The organism is Staphylococcus sp. HMSC036D05, from assembly GCF_001836225.1.
Classification (GTDB): Bacteria; Bacillota; Bacilli; order Staphylococcales; family Staphylococcaceae; genus Staphylococcus; species Staphylococcus caprae.
The window spans coordinates 133,942-151,343 of sequence record NZ_KV827781.1 but is presented as its reverse complement, the minus strand read 5'-3'; the positions used below and the strand labels follow the sequence as shown (position 1 = coordinate 151,343).

16 protein-coding genes and 1 other annotated feature are annotated in these 17,402 nt (G+C 33.1%); of the genes, 1 reads left to right on the top strand and 15 read right to left on the bottom strand.

Annotated features, from left to right (window positions below; translation table 11 throughout):
* Window positions 1–6: 6 nt before the first annotated feature.
* A complete protein-coding gene (locus HMPREF2580_RS05415) occupies window positions 7–2,637 on the bottom strand; it encodes a valine--tRNA ligase (protein WP_070830958.1) in 2,631 nt (876 codons plus the stop codon).
* A gap of 40 nt (window positions 2,638–2,677) precedes the next feature.
* Window positions 2,678–2,923: a binding site (T-box leader), on the bottom strand.
* Between the two features lie 58 nt (window positions 2,924–2,981).
* On the opposite strand from HMPREF2580_RS05415, the gene HMPREF2580_RS05410 reads away from it, so the two are divergent.
* Entirely contained in the window at window positions 2,982–3,542 is a 561-nt protein-coding gene (locus HMPREF2580_RS05410) for a DNA-3-methyladenine glycosylase I (protein ID WP_070830955.1), read from the top strand.
* A 170-nt stretch (window positions 3,543–3,712) separates the two neighbouring features.
* Here the strand turns inward: HMPREF2580_RS05410 and HMPREF2580_RS05405 are convergent, their stop codons facing one another.
* The 14 genes from HMPREF2580_RS05405 to rpmI form a co-directional block, all read right to left on the bottom strand.
* The gene (locus HMPREF2580_RS05405) at window positions 3,713–4,786 is read right to left on the bottom strand and encodes an AbrB family transcriptional regulator (RefSeq protein ID WP_070830951.1); all 1,074 of its coding nucleotides are present in this window, start codon (window positions 4,784–4,786) and stop codon (window positions 3,713–3,715) included.
* Window positions 4,787–4,960: 174 nt separating this feature from the next.
* Entirely contained in the window at window positions 4,961–6,244 is a 1,284-nt protein-coding gene (gene hemL, locus HMPREF2580_RS05400) for a glutamate-1-semialdehyde 2,1-aminomutase (protein ID WP_002443297.1), read from the bottom strand.
* 28 nt (window positions 6,245–6,272) lie between these two features.
* On the bottom strand, window positions 6,273–7,247 hold the full coding sequence (gene hemB / locus HMPREF2580_RS05395) for a porphobilinogen synthase (RefSeq protein ID WP_070830948.1): 975 nt from the start codon (window positions 7,245–7,247) through the stop codon (window positions 6,273–6,275).
* A complete protein-coding gene (locus tag HMPREF2580_RS05390) occupies window positions 7,237–7,917 on the bottom strand; it encodes a uroporphyrinogen-III synthase (protein ID WP_070832581.1) in 681 nt (226 codons plus the stop codon). The genes hemB and HMPREF2580_RS05390 overlap by 11 nt, the downstream gene beginning before the upstream one ends.
* Before the next feature lie 35 nt (window positions 7,918–7,952).
* Window positions 7,953–8,879 (bottom strand): hydroxymethylbilane synthase, encoded by a 927-nt coding sequence (gene hemC / locus HMPREF2580_RS05385; RefSeq protein ID WP_070830945.1) that lies wholly within the window; start codon window positions 8,877–8,879, stop codon window positions 7,953–7,955.
* A gap of 176 nt (window positions 8,880–9,055) precedes the next feature.
* A complete protein-coding gene (locus tag HMPREF2580_RS05380; RefSeq protein ID WP_002443305.1) occupies window positions 9,056–9,868 on the bottom strand; it encodes a cytochrome C assembly family protein in 813 nt (270 codons plus the stop codon).
* A 21-nt stretch (window positions 9,869–9,889) separates the two neighbouring features.
* Window positions 9,890–11,236, bottom strand: coding sequence for a glutamyl-tRNA reductase (hemA, locus tag HMPREF2580_RS05375; RefSeq protein ID WP_070830942.1), 1,347 nt, complete (start codon window positions 11,234–11,236; stop codon window positions 9,890–9,892).
* Window positions 11,237–11,428: 192 nt separating this feature from the next.
* Window positions 11,429–12,016, bottom strand: coding sequence for a ribosome biogenesis GTP-binding protein YihA/YsxC (gene yihA, locus HMPREF2580_RS05370; RefSeq protein ID WP_070830939.1), 588 nt, complete (start codon window positions 12,014–12,016; stop codon window positions 11,429–11,431).
* A gap of 155 nt (window positions 12,017–12,171) precedes the next feature.
* Window positions 12,172–13,434 carry an ATP-dependent Clp protease ATP-binding subunit ClpX gene (gene clpX / locus HMPREF2580_RS05365; protein WP_002443310.1) on the bottom strand — a complete coding sequence of 421 codons (1,263 nt, stop codon included), beginning with the start codon at window positions 13,432–13,434 and terminating at the stop codon, window positions 12,172–12,174.
* 207 nt (window positions 13,435–13,641) lie between these two features.
* Entirely contained in the window at window positions 13,642–14,943 is a 1,302-nt protein-coding gene (tig, locus tag HMPREF2580_RS05360) for a trigger factor (RefSeq protein ID WP_070830936.1), read from the bottom strand.
* Between the two features lie 164 nt (window positions 14,944–15,107).
* Window positions 15,108–16,031, bottom strand: a complete 924-nt coding sequence (locus tag HMPREF2580_RS05355; protein WP_070830934.1) for a hypothetical protein — start codon at window positions 16,029–16,031, stop codon at window positions 15,108–15,110.
* Window positions 16,032–16,050: 19 nt separating this feature from the next.
* Window positions 16,051–16,659, bottom strand: a complete 609-nt coding sequence (locus HMPREF2580_RS05350) for an NUDIX domain-containing protein (protein WP_070830931.1) — start codon at window positions 16,657–16,659, stop codon at window positions 16,051–16,053.
* A gap of 129 nt (window positions 16,660–16,788) precedes the next feature.
* Window positions 16,789–17,145 (bottom strand): 50S ribosomal protein L20, encoded by a 357-nt coding sequence (gene rplT, locus HMPREF2580_RS05345; RefSeq protein ID WP_044466739.1) that lies wholly within the window; start codon window positions 17,143–17,145, stop codon window positions 16,789–16,791.
* Window positions 17,146–17,184: 39 nt separating this feature from the next.
* Complete coding sequence (gene rpmI / locus HMPREF2580_RS05340; protein WP_001830767.1) at window positions 17,185–17,385, bottom strand: 50S ribosomal protein L35; 201 nt, start codon at window positions 17,383–17,385, stop codon at window positions 17,185–17,187.
* Window positions 17,386–17,402: the final 17 nt, after the last annotated feature.

Below are 17,402 nucleotides of genomic sequence, written 5' to 3'. Positions count from 1 at the left end.
ATACTCCTATGCTTTTAATTGTTCAATTCGTGATTTAACACCATCATATTTTTCTTGATAATGTTGTTGTTTTTCTTTCTCTTCATTTATAACTTTTTCCGGAGCTTTATTTACAAAGTTCTCATTTGAAAGTTTTTTATCTACTCTATCTAATTCACTTTGAAGTTTATCTAGTTCTTTCTCCAAACGTGCAATTTCTTTTTCCATATCAATAAGACCTTCAAGTGGTAGAACGACTTTACCAGCTACGACCATTGAAGTCATTGCCTTTTCAGGAATATCGATTTCTGTATCAATGATTAACTCACTAGGATTACAGAATTTGTGTAAATAACTCACATTCTCTTTAAGCGTTTGTTTAACATTCTCATCCTTAGTTTGAATTAAAATTGGTATCGATTTAGAAAGTGGCGTATTCACTTCAACTCTTGATTGACGAACTGATTTGATGATTTCAACAAGTTGTTGCATTGTTTGTTTACTTTCGTCAAATGTAAATTCTTGCTTAACCGTCGGCCAACTTGCATTGACAATTGTTTCACCTTCGTGAGGTAAACTTTGCCAAATTGTTTCAGTAACAAATGGCATAAATGGATGCAACATTTTCATAATTTTATCGAGTACATAACTCAATACTGAACGTGTTGTTTGTTTTTGAGTTTCATCATCACTATTCATTGGTATCTTACTCATTTCAATATACCAATCACAGAATTCATCCCAAATAAAGTTATAAAGTGCACGTCCTACTTCGCCAAATTCATATTTGTCACTTAACTCTGTTACTGTTTTAATTGTTTCATTTAATCTTGTTAAAATCCACTTATCCGCTAAAGATAATTCACCTGATAAATCGATATCTTCTACTTTAAAGTCTTCGCCGATATTCATTAAGCTAAAACGCGCTGCATTCCATATTTTATTGATAAAGTTCCAAACAGATTCTACTTTTTCAGTTGAATAACGTAAATCATGACCTGGAGATGAACCAGTAGCTAAGAAATATCTTAAACTATCCGCACCATATTCATCAATTACATCCATAGGATCAACGCCATTCCCTAAAGACTTACTCATTTTACGTCCGTCTTCAGCTCTTACTAACCCATGAAGTAACACATCATTGAATGGTCTTCTATCTGTAAATTCTAATCCTTGGAATATCATTCTAGCTACCCAGAAGAAGATAATGTCATAACCAGTTACTAATGCATTCGTTGGATAATAACGTTTAAAGTCTTCTGAGTCCGTATCAGGCCAACCTAATGTAGAGAATGGCCATAATGCACTTGAAAACCACGTATCCAATACGTCTTCATCTTGGATCCAATTTTCGATATCTTTTGGTGCTTCTTCACCAACATAAATTTCATTCGTTTCTTTATGATACCATGCTGGAATTTGGTGTCCCCACCATAACTGACGAGAAATCGTCCAGTCTCTGATTTCTTCCATCCAACGATTGAACGTATTTTCAAAGCGTCCAGGGAAGAAGTCGATTCTATCGTCGGTTTTTTGATTATCTAATGCTCTTTGCGCTAGTGGTTTCATTTTAACGAACCATTGTGTTGATAAGTAAGGCTCTACAATCGCACCTGTTCGCTCTGAATGACCCACAGAGTGTGTATGTTCCTCAATTTTAATCACTAAATCTTGTGCTTTCAAATCTTCAACAAGTTGTTTACGACAATCGAAGCGATCCATACCTTCGTATTTTCCAGCTTTATCGTTCATTTTACCGTATTCATCCATCACGATAATATTTTCCAGATTGTGACGTTGACCAATTTCAAAGTCATTTGGATCATGTGCTGGAGTGACTTTCATTGCACCAGAACCGAATTCGATATCAACATATTCGTCTGCAAGAATAGGCAACTCTCTACCTACTATAGGTAAAATTACCTTTTTGCCAATAACGTCTTTATAACGTTCATCATTAGGATTGACGACAATGGCTGTATCTCCAAGCATTGTTTCTGGACGTGTTGTCGCAATTTCAATATACCCTTCGCCATCTGCAAATGGATATTTAAAATGATAAAATGCACCCTGAACGTCCTCATGGATAACTTCTATATCAGATAACGCTGTTCTTGCTTGAGGATCCCAGTTAATGATTCTTTCACCGCGATAGATAATACCTTTATTATATAAATCGACAAACACTTTTCGAACAGCTTTACTTAATCCTTCATCTAAAGTAAAACGCTCTCTACTATAATCTAAACCTAGACCAAGTTTAGCCCATTGTTGTCTAATAAATGACGCATATTCTTCTTTCCAATCCCATGCTTGTTCTAAGAATTTATCTCGTCCAAGGTCATGTCTAGAAATACCTTGTTCGTTTAATTTTGCTTCAACTTTAGCTTGTGTTGCAATCCCAGCATGGTCCATACCAGGAAGATATAAAGTGTCATAACCTTGCATACGTTTCATACGTGTAATAATATCTTGTAACGTTGTATCCCATGCATGTCCTAAATGCAACTTCCCAGTTACATTGGGTGGTGGAATCACAATCGTATATGTATCTTTCGATTTATCTTCTGACGGTTTAAAATAACCATTTTTTACCCATTCTTCATAACGACCCGCTTCAACTTCTCTTGGATCGTATTTCGGTTTCATTTCCATAAAAAATCCTCCTAATAAATTAAAAACACCCACCCTATAAAAATAGGACGGATGTTCCGTGGTACCACCTATATTCAAGAAGAATTACATTCTCAATTTGTTACATGTAATGTCTTCAAGCACTTAAGTATTAGATTAACGCTCAAACACGCTTTCACCTACTATATATATGTTCAGTGAAAGTTATTAACGGGCTACCTTCAATTCAAACCACTTACATATTTCCACCAAATATATGCTCTCTATAAAATGATTAGAATTTACTCTTCCCTAACATTATATTCATTTACTCACTTATAGTATAATGGATATATCAATAAGTCAATGTATTGGAGGTAAAATTTATGAATGAGTGTGCCTTTAGTACAAAGGATGAAACATACTTAGAATATCACGATGAATTTTGGGGGCAACCATTATACGATAGTAAGGAATTGTTTAAACTGATTGCTTTAGAGTCACAACATGCAGGTTTATCATGGCTAACTATTTTAAAGAAAAAAGATGCATACGAAGAAGCTTTTTATAACTTTGATCCTGAAAAGGTTGCTCAAATGACGAGCAAAGATATCGACCGATTAATGGAATTTCCTAACATCGTTCATAACAGAAAGAAGCTAGAAGCAATTGTGAGTCAAGCTCAAGGTTATTTAAAAATCGAACAAGATTATAATAGTTTTAGTGATTTCTTATGGTCATACGTAAACAATAAGCCTATTGATATGGGATATAAAAAGCCAAGTGATCGAATAACAGTTGATGAACGCGCAACACAACTTTCGAAAGATCTTAAGAAATACGGTTTTAAATTTTTAGGTCCAGTGACTGTCTTTTCTTTTTTAGAAGCTGCTGGCTTATACGATTCACATTTAGAAGGTTGCCCTGTCAAACCTTCACATGCATAAAATTAAAAAGAGGTCGGGACAAAAGCGTTTAGGATTTGAGCAGAACCGAACAATGAGCAAAATTGTTTCTCAAATTTTGTCGAATTGTGAGTGTTACTGCCGAAAATCCTGCTTTTGGGACACCGTTAATCGGTTTCCCAGAGTATAAACGATAAGGTTTCCCGCCTCTTTTACTTTTCATTATATCTTGCTCTGTATTTTAAGAAGTAACCAATTAATGGTGCGATAACAAATAAGATAAAGAAGATTCTAAATATATGATAGCTTGATATCATTGCAACGTCAGCACCTGTTGCCATAGCCACAAGTACGATTTGGCTCATACCACCTGGCGCTGCACCTAAGAATAATTCATTGATGGAATTATTGGTAAACACATGCACAATGACAACCATGATAAATGCAGATAGAATTAACATGATATTTTGAAATGCAATTGCTACAGCGATCCTGCCCTTCAAGTCATTCAGCAAATAAGCAATTTGTATTCCGATACGAATCATATACACAACTTGTGCAGACGCTAATAACCAATGATCTAATGTAAAAGTAAGATTTGTTGTCATGTTCCAAACTATAAGTACCACGATTGGTGCAAGTAACTGTTTCGTAGGAAAATTAATTTTAGCCATTAAAATATAAACAATTGCAACTAATAATAGTAGAAGTGCAATTTGCCATATTTCTAACGCTTGCGTGAATGGCGCTACTTTCATGCTAGCTCCTTCAGAAGAACTACTAGAATCTCTGAAAAAGTAAGAAATCAGCGGTACTAAAATCACAACAAATATAATTCGTGAGGTTTGAGTTAAACTGACTACTAAAATATTTGCTCTTTTATCTTCTTCCGCCATTATTAACATTTGACTTAGCGCACCTGGAATCACGCTTAAAATAGCTGTTTCTGTGTTAACTTGAGCAATCTTTTTAAAGAAGTAAGCAATGAATAACGCTAGGACTAGTAATAGTACCGTAATAATGATGATGGTTAACCAATCATTCCTAATATCACCTATGACTGTCTTCGTAAAGGTAGAACCAATTTGTATACCTAAAAATATTAAACCAGTTTGGCTTAACCAAAATGGCCATTTGATTTCTAACTTGAAAACTTTCACACATAAAATTGCTGCAATCATCGGACCAAACATGAACGGTAATAATATATGTGAAAATTTTAAAGTTAAACTTAAAATAATGGCTAAAGCTAAGACAATAAAGTTATTTCTTTGTATTTTATTCATCCTATCACGCCACTTTCTTGAGTACAGAAGTTAAATAGAAATCGTTGAACCTTAAATTATATGATTCCTTGATCATTCTACTCAGACATTTACTGTCAATATGTTAAATGAGGCTGAGATAATCAATCATGTCTCAGCCTCACTAAATTGTTATCTTATATTAAATTAAATTTATCATACAATGCGACTTAAGGCATTATCAAATGCTTGAATCGTTTTTTCAATGTCCTCTTTAGTATGTGCCATTGATAGGAATGTTCCTTCAAATTGTGAAGGTGGTAAGAATACGCCCTCTTTTGCCATTTCTCTATACATATTACTGAATAGTTCTAAATCACTTTGATTAGCTTCATCAAAATTAGTTACTGGACCTTTATTTAAGAAATAACCAATCATTGAACCAGCTCTGTTAACTGTAATAGGCACATTATGCTTACCAAATACTTCTTTAAGACCTTTTTCTAAAATATCTCCTAATTCATTGAAATATTCGTACGACTCAGGTGTAAGTTGACTTAATGTCTCATAGCCACTCGTCATAGCTAATGGATTACCTGATAACGTACCTGCTTGGTAAATATTTCCAACAGGAGCGATTTGATCCATAATTTCTTTTTTACCGCCAAAGGCACCAACTGGTAAACCGCCACCGATGACTTTTCCTAAACAAGTTAAATCTGGTGTTACGCCAAAGTAACCTTGAGCACAATTATAACCTACACGGAAACCTGTCATAACTTCATCAAAGATGAGTAATGCACCATATTCATTTGTAATATCACGTAAACCTTGTAAAAATCCTTCGACAGGAGGTACAACGCCCATATTCCCAGCAACAGGCTCAACAATCACACCTGCAATGTCGTCGCCATACTTTTCAAATGCGAGTTTAAGGGAATTTAAATCATTGTATGGTACAGTGATGGTATTTTTAGCAATACCTTCTGGTACACCTGGAGAGTCCGGCAAGCCTAATGTTGCTACACCAGAACCAGCTTTAATTAGTAGCGAGTCACTATGTCCATGGTAGCAACCTTCAAATTTAATGATCTTGTTGCGACCAGTATAACCTCTTGCAAGACGCAATGTATCTAATGTAGCTTCAGTACCTGATGACACCATTCTAACCTTTTCTATTGATGGAACACGGTCAATGACAAGTTCTGCAAGTTTATTTTCTTGTAAAGTTGAAGCACCAAAACTTGTACCATTATCTACTGCTTCATGAAGTTTTTCTATAACTTGTTTATTTTTATGTCCTAAAATGAGAGGCCCCCAACTTAAAACATAGTCTATATACTCATTGCCATCGATGTCATATATTTTGGAACCTTCAGCATGATCCATAAAAATTGCAGGCGTATCAACTGATTTAAATGCTCTTACAGGACTATTCACCCCACCAGGCATAAGTTGTTCCGCTTTTTCCATTGCTTTAATAGATTTTTCATAACCCATAATTAAGTGCCTCCTTAGTAGCGTATTATTATTTATCTAAATAACGACAAATATCTTTTGCAAAATACGTAATGATTAAGTCAGCGCCCGCACGCTTCATAGAAACCATTTGTTCCATTACGATTTTTTCTTCGTCAATCCAACCGTTAAGTGCAGCAGCTTTAGTCATACTATATTCGCCGCTGACATTATAAGCTACTACAGGTACATTAGTATTGTTCTTAACATCTCTCAAAATATCTAAGTAGCTTAATGCAGGTTTAACAATCATCATATCGCAACCTTCTTTAAGGTCACTTTCTAATTCTCTTAAAGCCTCTAGACGATTGGCAGGATCCATTTGATATGTTTTTCTATCTCCAAAAGATGGTGCTGAATCTGCAGCGTCTCGGAAAGGACCGAAGAAACTAGATGCATATTTAATACCGTAACTCATGATTGGAATATTTTCATAACCTGCTTGGTCTAAACCTTCTCTGATTTCAGCAACAAAGCCATCCATCATATTACTTGGAGCAATAATATCTGCTCCTGCTTCTACTTGAGAAATTGCAGTTTTCACTAATAAAGGTAATGACTTGTCATTATCTACATCATGTGTATGATCATCTATCACACCACAGTGACCATGATCTGTATATTCACAAAGACATGTATCAGCAACAATTAATAAATCACTATACATTTTTTTAGCAATTCGAGTTGCCTCTTGAACAACGCCATTATGATCATATGCGCCAGAACCTACATCATCTTTTTCATTCGGAACACCAAAGAACATAATCGCTCTTATGCCTAGGTCATAAGCTTCTTTAATTTCTTCATGTAATAAATTTAAACTAATTTGATATACACCTGGAAGAGATTGAATCTCACTTTTAACATCATCTTTTTCAACCACAAAGATTGGATAAATTAAATCTTTTTTTCTCACATGTGTTTCTCTTACCAAATCACGCATTGTTTGTGAAGAACGTAATCTTCTATGTCTATCAAATTTCATTATTGTCCCTACTTTCTAAAATTTTATCTATTAATGATTCTGAAGTTTGTTGATCAGCAATCCGAACATTTTGATGATATTCTTTCAGCGTATCAGCCGTCTGTTTTCCTATCGCATAATAATGATTAAATTCTGGAATATTATTATCACTAAAATAAAATCTAACAGCCGATGAACTAGAAAAAGTAATAGCATCAATGTGTTTTTCTTTTACTAATTGTTTTACTTCCTCAATATGTTGTTGATGCGGTACAGGTCGATACAAATCTATCTTAGTAACATCATTATATTTGTTCAATTGATTTGCTAATTTAGGCCGTGCGTACTGACTTGATGGAAGTAATATTTTTTGGTCCTTATTTTGAAATTCTGCTAAAAATCCTTCTTGTGAAAAATCTTGTGGAAGAAAGTCAACATGAATATTTAAATCTTTGCAGTATTGAGCAGTTTTAGCTCCAATAACTGCTACCTTTTTAACTTTAACGCTTTTTAAATATGCATAAAAGTATTTAACTGCATTTTTTGACGAAAAAATAAGCCAGTCATAGCTATGATTGAGCAAATGTTCATTAAAAGAAAGTTCTTGAATTTGTATCAATGGTTTGTGAATAATATTCACTAAATCACTTTGAACTTTACTTGTTTGCGTCATAACTATCACTGGTTTCATCATTTTAGTGCCACCTCTAAGGTATGGTTATATAATTAATTTTCTTCATTTAACTTTCTAATGATTTCATAAGCACCTTGTTCTTTTAAAACACGACTTACTTCTTGTCCTAACTCAACAGGATTGTGACCTCTAGCGGTATGTTCATAACGCTCTTTTCCGTCAGGTGTCATAATTAATCCCGTAAATTCAATTTGACTATTACCGTCAATCGTTGCATAACCTCCGATAGGAACTTGGCAACTACCATCCATCTCAGATAGGAAAGTACGTTCAGCTGTCACGCATTGTGCAACTTCGTGATTATGAACCTTTTTAAGTAGATCAAGAAGTTCTTCATCATCACTTCTACATTCTATACCTAATGCGCCTTGTCCGATTGCTGGTAAGAGAATATCTTTATCTAAATAAGTGGTAACGATATCATCTGACCAGCCCATGCGTCTTAAGCCAGCTGCCGCTAAAATAATAGCGTCATAGTCTTCTGTTTCTAATTTATTCAAGCGAGTATCGATGTTTCCACGAATCCATTTAATTTCTAAATGTGGATACTTGGAAAGAATTTGAGCACCACGACGTAATGAGCTTGTGCCCACAATACTACCTTCAGGTAATTCACTTAAAGGTGTATGATTCTTCGAAATGTATGCGTCAAATGGTACTTCTCTATCCGGTATACATCCTAACGTAAGCCCTTCAGGGATAATGCTTGGTACATCTTTTAATGAATGGATAGCCATATCGATATCTTTATTAAATAATTCGTTTTGAATTTCTTTAACAAAAAGTCCTTTGCCCCCAACTTTAGATAATTGTTTATCAACTATTTTATCACCTTTGGTAACAATCTCTTTAATCTCAATATCTAAATCAGGTTCAATTTCCTTTAATTTATCTATAAACTGTTGACTCTGTGTTAAAGCTAATTTACTTCTACGTGATCCAACAACGAGTTTACGCATATGTTGAATGCCTCCTAGGTACTAGTATCTTCTTAAAATGATTGAAATAGATGACAGACTGTAGATAAGCCTTTTAAAAACATAACTTAAATCTCAATACTCTTTAATTTTAACAAAAGATTATTAACAGTCTGTTTTGTTTATTTTGCTTCGTCCTTAAGTGCTTAAATTTATTTTTAAGTAAAGTGGGCTGTAAAGAACAGATTAATCATACAAAGACAAAATAAAATGATATTAAAATACACTAAATTTCTTTGAGTAATCCATTTTTTGATACGTAAAAAAATGTAAACGCCATATAAGAATGTAATGACCGAAGAAAGTATGACTTTAGGATCTATAAATATTTTATTACCTACTGCGAAAACGCCCCATTGCGCGCCTAATATAATACTTAAAATGAGTACAATAAAACCTGTTAGAGTTGAATAAAAAATAATTGACTCTAAAGTACCCACACTACCGATTCTAAAATAATTTTGATCAAAGTTTTTCTCTTTTAAGTTTCTATATTGAATAATATATAATAATGCATTCACAAATGCTACGGCAAAGAAAGCGTAACTTAATACAGCTAATCCAATATGCACAAGCAACAACTCATTTATAACTGCTACTTGTTGGATTTGAGTTTGATAATTTTTCGGCTGGAACGTATTCATTGCCATAAGTATTAATCCTATAAGATTCAAGAAAAATACAGAAAAATTAAGTACTTTAATTAAATTCAATACTAGAGAAATCGTTATAATAATCCACGTCAACGTGAAAAAGACATCAAATATAGAATTTAAAGGGACCTTCTCTGTTTGAATGATAAAAACAGATAAAGAGATTGTTTGTAATATCCAAACAATCCCTAGTGAATAAACGCCTAAAGTCCTAACTTTATAACTTTTTCTTATAAAGTCCACAAAGTAGCATACTATGCTCAATATATAAATAATTAATATAAATTCATGAAATCTAATAAACAGGGTTTCTTGCATATTATCACCATATTAATATGCTTATTCAAAACTAAAAATTCGACGAGCAGAAATTTCCTTTGCTTTACTTTCTTTTTCTAGCTTAGCCTTTTCTCTAGGATCTTCGGCTTCAATGTCAAAAATGTTTTGAAATAGCTCTAATTTTTCAGTACTTTTCTTATCACTGCTTAATTCTTTAGCCTGTTTGATTGGATCTTTCAACATTTGGTTAATAATACTTTTTGTATGTTTAGAAATAACCTTTCTTTCTCTCTCTGAAAGATTCGGCAACTTGTGATCGATACTTTCCATCGTTTCAGATTGTATATTCATCGCTTTTTCTCGTAAAGCACGAATAACAGGAACAACACCTAACATATTGACCCATTCATTGTGGGAATCAATTTCATTAGGGATTTGTTGTGCAATTGCTTCGGCTGCAAGTTGACGTTCTCTTAAGTTTGCATCGACTAAACCTTTTAAATCGTCAACATCATAATTGAAGATATTCGTAATCGCATCAATTCCTGGTTCGATATCACGAGGAACAGCAATATCAATCATGACTAATGAATCGCCTTTTCTACGATCAGAAATTTGATCAATCATGTGATTGGTAATGATATAGTCTTGAGAACTTGTAGAACTAATCACAATATCAGTTTGCTCTAATAATGATGGCAAAGCATCTAAAGAATCGTAAGAGACATTGTGCTTATTAGCTAACACTTCAGCTTTAGCTACTGTACGATTGACGATAGTGATATTTGAAATTCCAGAACCTAACAGATTTAAGAGTGATAATTCGCTCATTTCCCCTGCACCAATAATGACAGCATGTTTGCTTTTCAATTTTCCGAATACCTTTTTAGCTAATTCAACGGCAGCATAAGAAACACTGACAGCATTATCTGCAATATCAGTTTCACTGTGTGCGCGTTTAGCAAAAGTAATCGCCTGTTTGAATAAATGATTAAATATAGTTCCAGTAGTACCTGTTTCTTGTGCTAAGAAAAATGCATCACGCATTTGACCTAGAATTTGAGTTTCTCCAAGTACTATTGAATCAAGGCCAGAAATCACACGCAATAAATGTTCTACTGCGTCGTCCCCCACTTTGACTTCTGACATTTCTTTAATATCATCTACTTCAAATCCAAAAGAACGTGCTAAGAAACGTTGGATATAGTAACGTCCTGTATGAATTTGGTCAACTACGGCGTATACTTCAGTACGATTACATGTAGATAATATGACGTTTTCTAAAATGGATTTCGTTTCATATAAATCTTCATGGGCTAATCGCAAGGCATCATCTCTGAAAGCTACTTGCTCTCTTAGTGCTACATCAGCAGTACGATGATTTATGCTAATTGCAATAAAATGCATTTATAACGCCCTCCATATACTAACAATAAACCAAGTATAACACATTTATTTACACAATTAAGTTGAATGCTCAAATAAATTAGAAATATTCTAATGTAACTTCAAAATTTTGTCAAAATAGTAACAAATCATTCATTCGTATTTACAAGATTTTATATTTCTGTGATTTTAATTACTTATACATAAGAATAGTTATAAATAAGAAGCAATGATATCCCAAACTTGCTGTTGTTTACTATTTTTAATAGAAGAATAGCTGATTATCTCATCTTCAGGTTCAAGATCTAATTTTTCTTTAATATTTTTAATGTGTTTTTGAACTTTACCTTTAGCAATTTTATCCTCTTTGGTACAAATCACTAATGTTGGAATATCAAAATGTTTCAAATAATTATACATGAGTACATCATCTTCAGTTGGATTATGTCGTAGATCGACCAGTTGAATAACAAGTTGTAGATTTTCTCGTTGTGTTAAATACTCTTCAATCATTTTACCAAACTTTTCTCTTTGAACTTTACTCACTTTAGCATAACCATATCCAGGTACATCGACAAAGATAAGCTGTTCATCTATATTAAAGAAATTGAGCGTTTGCGTTTTCCCTGGTTGTTGGGAAGTACGAGCCATATTCTTACGTCCTATCATACTATTAATGAAAGTCGATTTACCCACATTAGAACGTCCGCTTAATGCAACTTCGGCCATCTCTGTTTCAGGGTATTGAGATTTTTGCACAGCACTGATGATTAATTCGATATTATTAGGATTGATATTCATATTTTATCCTCTCTTTATCACTTAAATTTAACTTAACTCTAACATTATAAATGATTTTATGTCGATAAGATATGTTTGAAATCATATTACGGTGTGATTTATATAAAAAAACTGAGCCACAACTTATGTGGCTCAGTATGTTTCATCAATATGAATTATGCTGAAGTTTTACTTTCGTTAACAAGATTACCTTCAGAATCGTATAGTTCAGGTTCAATTTCTTCATTAATTGTTTGTTCAGTAATAACAACTTTGCTTACATTTTCAGTTGAAGGAACATCATACATGATATCAATAAGTGCTTCTTCAATAATTGAACGCAAGCCACGTGCACCTGTTTTACGTTCGATTGCTTTCTCACTAATTGCTGATAATGCTTCATCAGTAAATTCTAATTCAACATTATCTAATTCTAGCATCTTAGTATATTGTTTAACTAACGCATTTTTCGGTTGCGTTAAGATATTTTTAAGTGCTGCAATATCTAATGTTTCAAGGTTAGCAACAATCGGTACACGTCCAATAAATTCAGGAATTAAACCATATGATTGTAAATCTTCTGGTCGAATTTGTTCTAATAAAGCTTCTTCATCATATTTATCAGCTTCATTACTAGCAAATCCAATTACTTTCTCACCTAAACGACGTTTGATTACTTCATCAATTCCGTCAAAGGCACCACCCAAGATGAATAAAATATTCGTAGTATCAATCTGGATTAACTCTTGGTTTGGATGTTTACGTCCACCTTGTGGAGGAACACTTGCAGTTGTACCTTCTAAAATTTTAAGTAAGGCTTGTTGAACACCTTCACCAGACACATCACGTGTAATAGAAGTATTCTCAGATTTACGAGCTATTTTATCAATTTCATCGACATATATAATACCTTTTTCAGCTTTATCTATATCAAAGTCAGCAGCTTGGATTAAACGTAATAGAATATTTTCAACGTCGTCGCCGACATAGCCTGCTTCAGTAAGACTTGTAGCATCTGCAATCGCAAATGGTACATTAAGCGTCTTAGCTAATGTTTGCGCTAATAATGTTTTACCGCTACCTGTAGGACCAATTAATGCGATATTACTTTTTTGTAACTCTACATCATCTTCACTAGGGCCTAATTGTTGAATACGTTTATAGTGGTTATAAACTGCAACAGCCAATGATTTTTTTGCTTTTTCTTGGCCAATGACATATTCATTTAAATGATCCATAATTTCTTTAGGAGTTGGTAATTCAGTAAATCCTTCTGACGTATTTTGAGCTAATTCTTCTTCAACGATTTCTGAGCAAAGCTCAATACACTCGTTACAAATATATACGCCACTTCCTGCGACTAATTTTTTAACTTGATCTTGGTCTTTACCGCAGAAAGAACATTTTAAGTTTTCTTCATCTTCATTGAATTTGAACATTCTTTTTTACACCCCTATTCCTTAAAGACTATACTAGATTGCATTCTACAATGCAACTTTGTGCATTTACAATTTATCTGCTTAAATAGTTATAGCAGATACACATTACATGTATCTGCTACCTTTTTCACTTAGTCATTAAATATGAACAATCTTTGATTAATTATACTTTGTTGATGATATCGTCAAAGTAACTTCACCTAATAATTAGTCTTCTTTTGTTGATTCAACATATTTAGCGTTATCTCTTAATAAATCGATAACTTTTTGAATACGTACATCATTTTTCACGATATCTGTATTACCTAAAGTTGATTTAATATCTTCAACTGAAATATTAAACTGTTCACTCATTTTTTCTAGTTCTTTATCGATATCTTCGTCAGAAACTTCAACATTCTCAGCATCTGCAATAGCTGTAAGCGTTAAGTTTGTTTTAACACGTTGTTCAGCATCATCTTTCATTTGCTCTCTTAATTGTTCTTCGTTTTGACCAGAGATTTGATAATACGTTTGTAAGTCTAAACCTTGTTGTTGAATTCTTTGACCGAATTCTTGAATCATACGGTCTAATTCAGTGTTAACCATAGCTTCTGGGATATCAATTGTTGTGTTGTCAGTAGCTTTGTTGATTGCTTCTTCTTTTTCAGTATTTTCAGCTTCTGTAGCTTTTTGTTCAGATAAACGTTTACGTAAGTTTTCTTTATATTCATCTACAGTTTCAGCATTTGAATCTAATTCATTTGCTACTTCATCAGTAAGCTCAGGCACTTCTTTATATTTGATTTCATTTACTTTTGTTTTGAAAGTAGCTTCTTTACCTGCTAATTCTTCAGCATGATATTCTTCTGGGAAAGTTACAACAACGTCTTTTTCTTCTCCAGTTTTCATACCTTCTAATTGCTCTTCGAATCCTGGGATGAATGAACCTGAACCAACTTCTAGGTCATAGCCTTCAGCTTGACCGCCTTCAAATTCTTCACCATCAACTGAACCACTAAAGTCAATGTTTACTGTGTCGCCATTTTCAACAGCGCCATCTTCTTTAACAACCATTTCAGCTAAGTGGCCTAAACTGTGATCAATAGATTCTTGTAATTCTTCATCAGTAAGTTCAGTCTCTTGTTTTTCAATTTTAAGACCTTTATATTCACCTAATTCAACTTCTGGTTCAACTGTAACTGTAGCATCGAAGATAAAGTCTTTACCTTTTTCGATTTGAGTAACACTTACTTCAGGTTGTGCTACTGGATTAATACCAGTTTCATCAATAGCTTCTCCATAAGCTTCAGGTAATAAGATATCTACTGCATCTTGGTATAATGCTTCTACACCAAAACGTTGTTCAAAGATTGGACGAGGCACTTTACCTTTACGGAAACCAGGCACATTAATTTGTTTAACTACTTTTTTAAATGCTTGATCTAATGCTTTGTCTACTTTTTCTGCAGGAACTGTAACTGTTAATACGCCTTCGTTACCTTCCTTTTTTTCCCAAGTTGCTGTCATGTATAAATACCTCCATGATTGACTAATTTATTTTTTTCAACTTCCCTATTATATCATAGGTTTAAATCGTAAACAAACATTGAAAACACTGAGTTTTTCAAGTTTATTTATTTTCAATAGATACTATATTAAATTTCTTTTTCTAAATTTGCAACAAATGAATTTCAGTTCTCAATATCTAAAGATTTAATAAATTCTAATGTGTTTAAATTCTCAACAGTTATTTCTATACCAATTAATGATTTAAAATAAACATCATAAGCATTAATCCATTCATCAATATGGTATAGAGATTTAATTTCTAATGGATATAAGAGTATTGAATGATTATTCATAATATGATGCGCTTCATCTACAATGTGTAATGCGCCTTCTTCAAGCCTTTGTATCACTTGAGGAATCACAGTTTCTTTCATCGTTGTATGTTCTAATCCAGTTAGGTTTGAAGGTATGACGTTTACCTCTTGACCATACTTTCTGATTACAATTTCATTATCGTATTCAGCAAATCTTAAATATTCTAACATGAGGCTCATAATATTATGAGGTAATTTCAATGTTGATAATAAATGCGCAACACTCTCTTTAAATTGATAATGTCCATTATCAATCAGTTGTAAAACTAACGCTGTTTGTTCTCTACTATTATAATCTTCGAATTTTGAAAGAGATGATGAAATCATTTGTCGATCTTCATCTAATTTAGATTGTGCATACTCTTTTAAAGGAAAGAGTGCCATTCTTGTTTTATGATCACGCACTTCATCAATAATTTGATTGATTACTTCAACTGTCTGATAATATTGACCTAAACCATTTAAACTCTTAACGTAATAAATCATTAAGTCATCATAACAACTCAATCCACGCTTCAATAATATAATGGCTTCTTCCCTTAATTCTAAAAATGAACTCATTTGATTAAGCATCCAACATTTTTTCAAAGCAAGATCTTCAGTAAGTTCGAAATGTCTTTCGTAGGTCTCAAATAGGTTATACATTTCTTCATAATCATGATTGTGTTGAGCGTTTTTTATTTGCGTGATTATTTTTTGTTCAGATTGTGGAAAAGGAATTACATTCGACAATTATTATGCACTCCAATCTTTATAGGTCTTGAAGAATTAAAGCACTCCATGTCTCAAAATCATCGTAAGATTCAATACTTCCTTTTTCTACCCACTTTATTCTAAGTGTATCAGTTTCTTTTGCTTCAACATCAGAAGTTTGGACAGTAATTTTAAACACTACACCCATATGAACTTTACCTACTTCATTAGTATCATCATTAATAAAACCAATGTATTCCATATTTTGTGAATCTTCACTAGCTAGACCTACTTCTTCTTCCAATTCTCTTTGCGCATTAACTCTTAAAACTTCATTAATAGAATCTGCACCAACGACGTCATTCATGTGACCTCCTACACCAATAGAAGATTGACCGTGTAATCTCTCTTCTCCGCCACCAGATAGACGTTCGTAGACAAGAATTTCTCCTTTTTCATTTTCCAATAAACAATAAGAGATAAGCTGTTTAAACGTAGGATCTTCTTCCATATCACCACGTCTTTTGACTTCATATTCACTTAAAGCGTTAAAGATGTCTTTTCCTTTAATATTATTTTTATGTAAAAAACCATTGAAAGCATTTTTATCATCATTAAATAATACACTTCTTGGTACAACGATAATTTGTTCATCAAATTTAGACATTTTTATCTCCTTTTGAATTTATACTTTTATACCTGTCATTTTAGCAAAAATCATTATATTTTGCGATTTAACACTTGCGATTTGGCAATAAAAAAAGAGATGACCTCTACATCATCTCTTAATCAATTATTATTTTAAAGCTTCTTTAGCTTTAGATACTAATTCACCGAAAGCTTTGTCGTCAGAAATAGCGATTTCTGATAACATTTTACGGTTAATGTCGATTTCAGCTTTTTTCAAGCCGTTCATTAAACGAGAATAGCTCATGTCATGTTGACGTGCAGCCGCATTAATACGAGTGATCCATAATTTACGGAAATCACGTTTACGTTGACGACGGTCACGGAAAGCATATTGACCTGATTTCATTACTTGTTGTTTAGCTACTTTGTATAATGTGTGTTTCGCACCGAAGTAACCTTTAGCTAATTTAATCGTTTTTTTACGACGGGCTCTTGTAACTGTTCCACCTTTAACTCGTGGCATAATAAATTCCTCCTTAGATATTAACTATCGTACTATTTCTTATTTTTTGTATGCTAATAATTGTTTTACACGTTTCATATCACTTTTAGACACTAATTTAGCTTTACGTAATTGACGTTTTTGTTTAGTGTTTTTATTTGCGAATAAGTGAGATGTGAAAGCTCTTGAACGTTTTAATTGACCTGAACCAGTTCTTTTAACACGTTTAGCTGCTCCACGGTGAGTTTTCATTTTAGGCATGATTCATTTCCTCCTAT

Bases quoted from the DNA above. Each gene is read 5' to 3' on its own strand.
- HMPREF2580_RS05415 (WP_070830958.1), bottom strand. From the start codon at position 2,637: ATGGAAATGAAACCGAAATACGATCCAAGAGAAGTTGAAGCGGGTCGT.
- tig (WP_070830936.1), bottom strand. From the start codon at position 14,943: ATGACAGCAACTTGGGAAAAAAAGGAAGGTAACGAAGGCGTATTAACA.
- rpmI (WP_001830767.1), bottom strand. From the start codon at position 17,385: ATGCCTAAAATGAAAACTCACCGTGGAGCAGCTAAACGTGTTAAAAGA.
- HMPREF2580_RS05410 (WP_070830955.1), top strand. From the start codon at position 2,982: ATGAATGAGTGTGCCTTTAGTACAAAGGATGAAACATACTTAGAATAT.
- clpX (WP_002443310.1), bottom strand. From the start codon at position 13,434: ATGTTCAAATTCAATGAAGATGAAGAAAACTTAAAATGTTCTTTCTGC.
- hemC (WP_070830945.1), bottom strand. From the start codon at position 8,879: ATGCGTAAACTCGTTGTTGGATCACGTAGAAGTAAATTAGCTTTAACA.
- yihA (WP_070830939.1), bottom strand. From the start codon at position 12,016: ATGAATATCAATCCTAATAATATCGAATTAATCATCAGTGCTGTGCAA.
- HMPREF2580_RS05390 (WP_070832581.1), bottom strand. From the start codon at position 7,917: ATGAAACCAGTGATAGTTATGACGCAAACAAGTAAAGTTCAAAGTGAT.
- hemL (WP_002443297.1), bottom strand. From the start codon at position 6,244: ATGGGTTATGAAAAATCTATTAAAGCAATGGAAAAAGCGGAACAACTT.
- HMPREF2580_RS05380 (WP_002443305.1), bottom strand. From the start codon at position 9,868: ATGCAAGAAACCCTGTTTATTAGATTTCATGAATTTATATTAATTATT.
- rplT (WP_044466739.1), bottom strand. From the start codon at position 17,145: ATGCCACGAGTTAAAGGTGGAACAGTTACAAGAGCCCGTCGTAAAAAA.
- hemB (WP_070830948.1), bottom strand. From the start codon at position 7,247: ATGAAATTTGATAGACATAGAAGATTACGTTCTTCACAAACAATGCGT.
- HMPREF2580_RS05405 (WP_070830951.1), bottom strand. From the start codon at position 4,786: ATGAATAAAATACAAAGAAATAACTTTATTGTCTTAGCTTTAGCCATT.
- HMPREF2580_RS05350 (WP_070830931.1), bottom strand. From the start codon at position 16,659: ATGTCTAAATTTGATGAACAAATTATCGTTGTACCAAGAAGTGTATTA.
- hemA (WP_070830942.1), bottom strand. From the start codon at position 11,236: ATGCATTTTATTGCAATTAGCATAAATCATCGTACTGCTGATGTAGCA.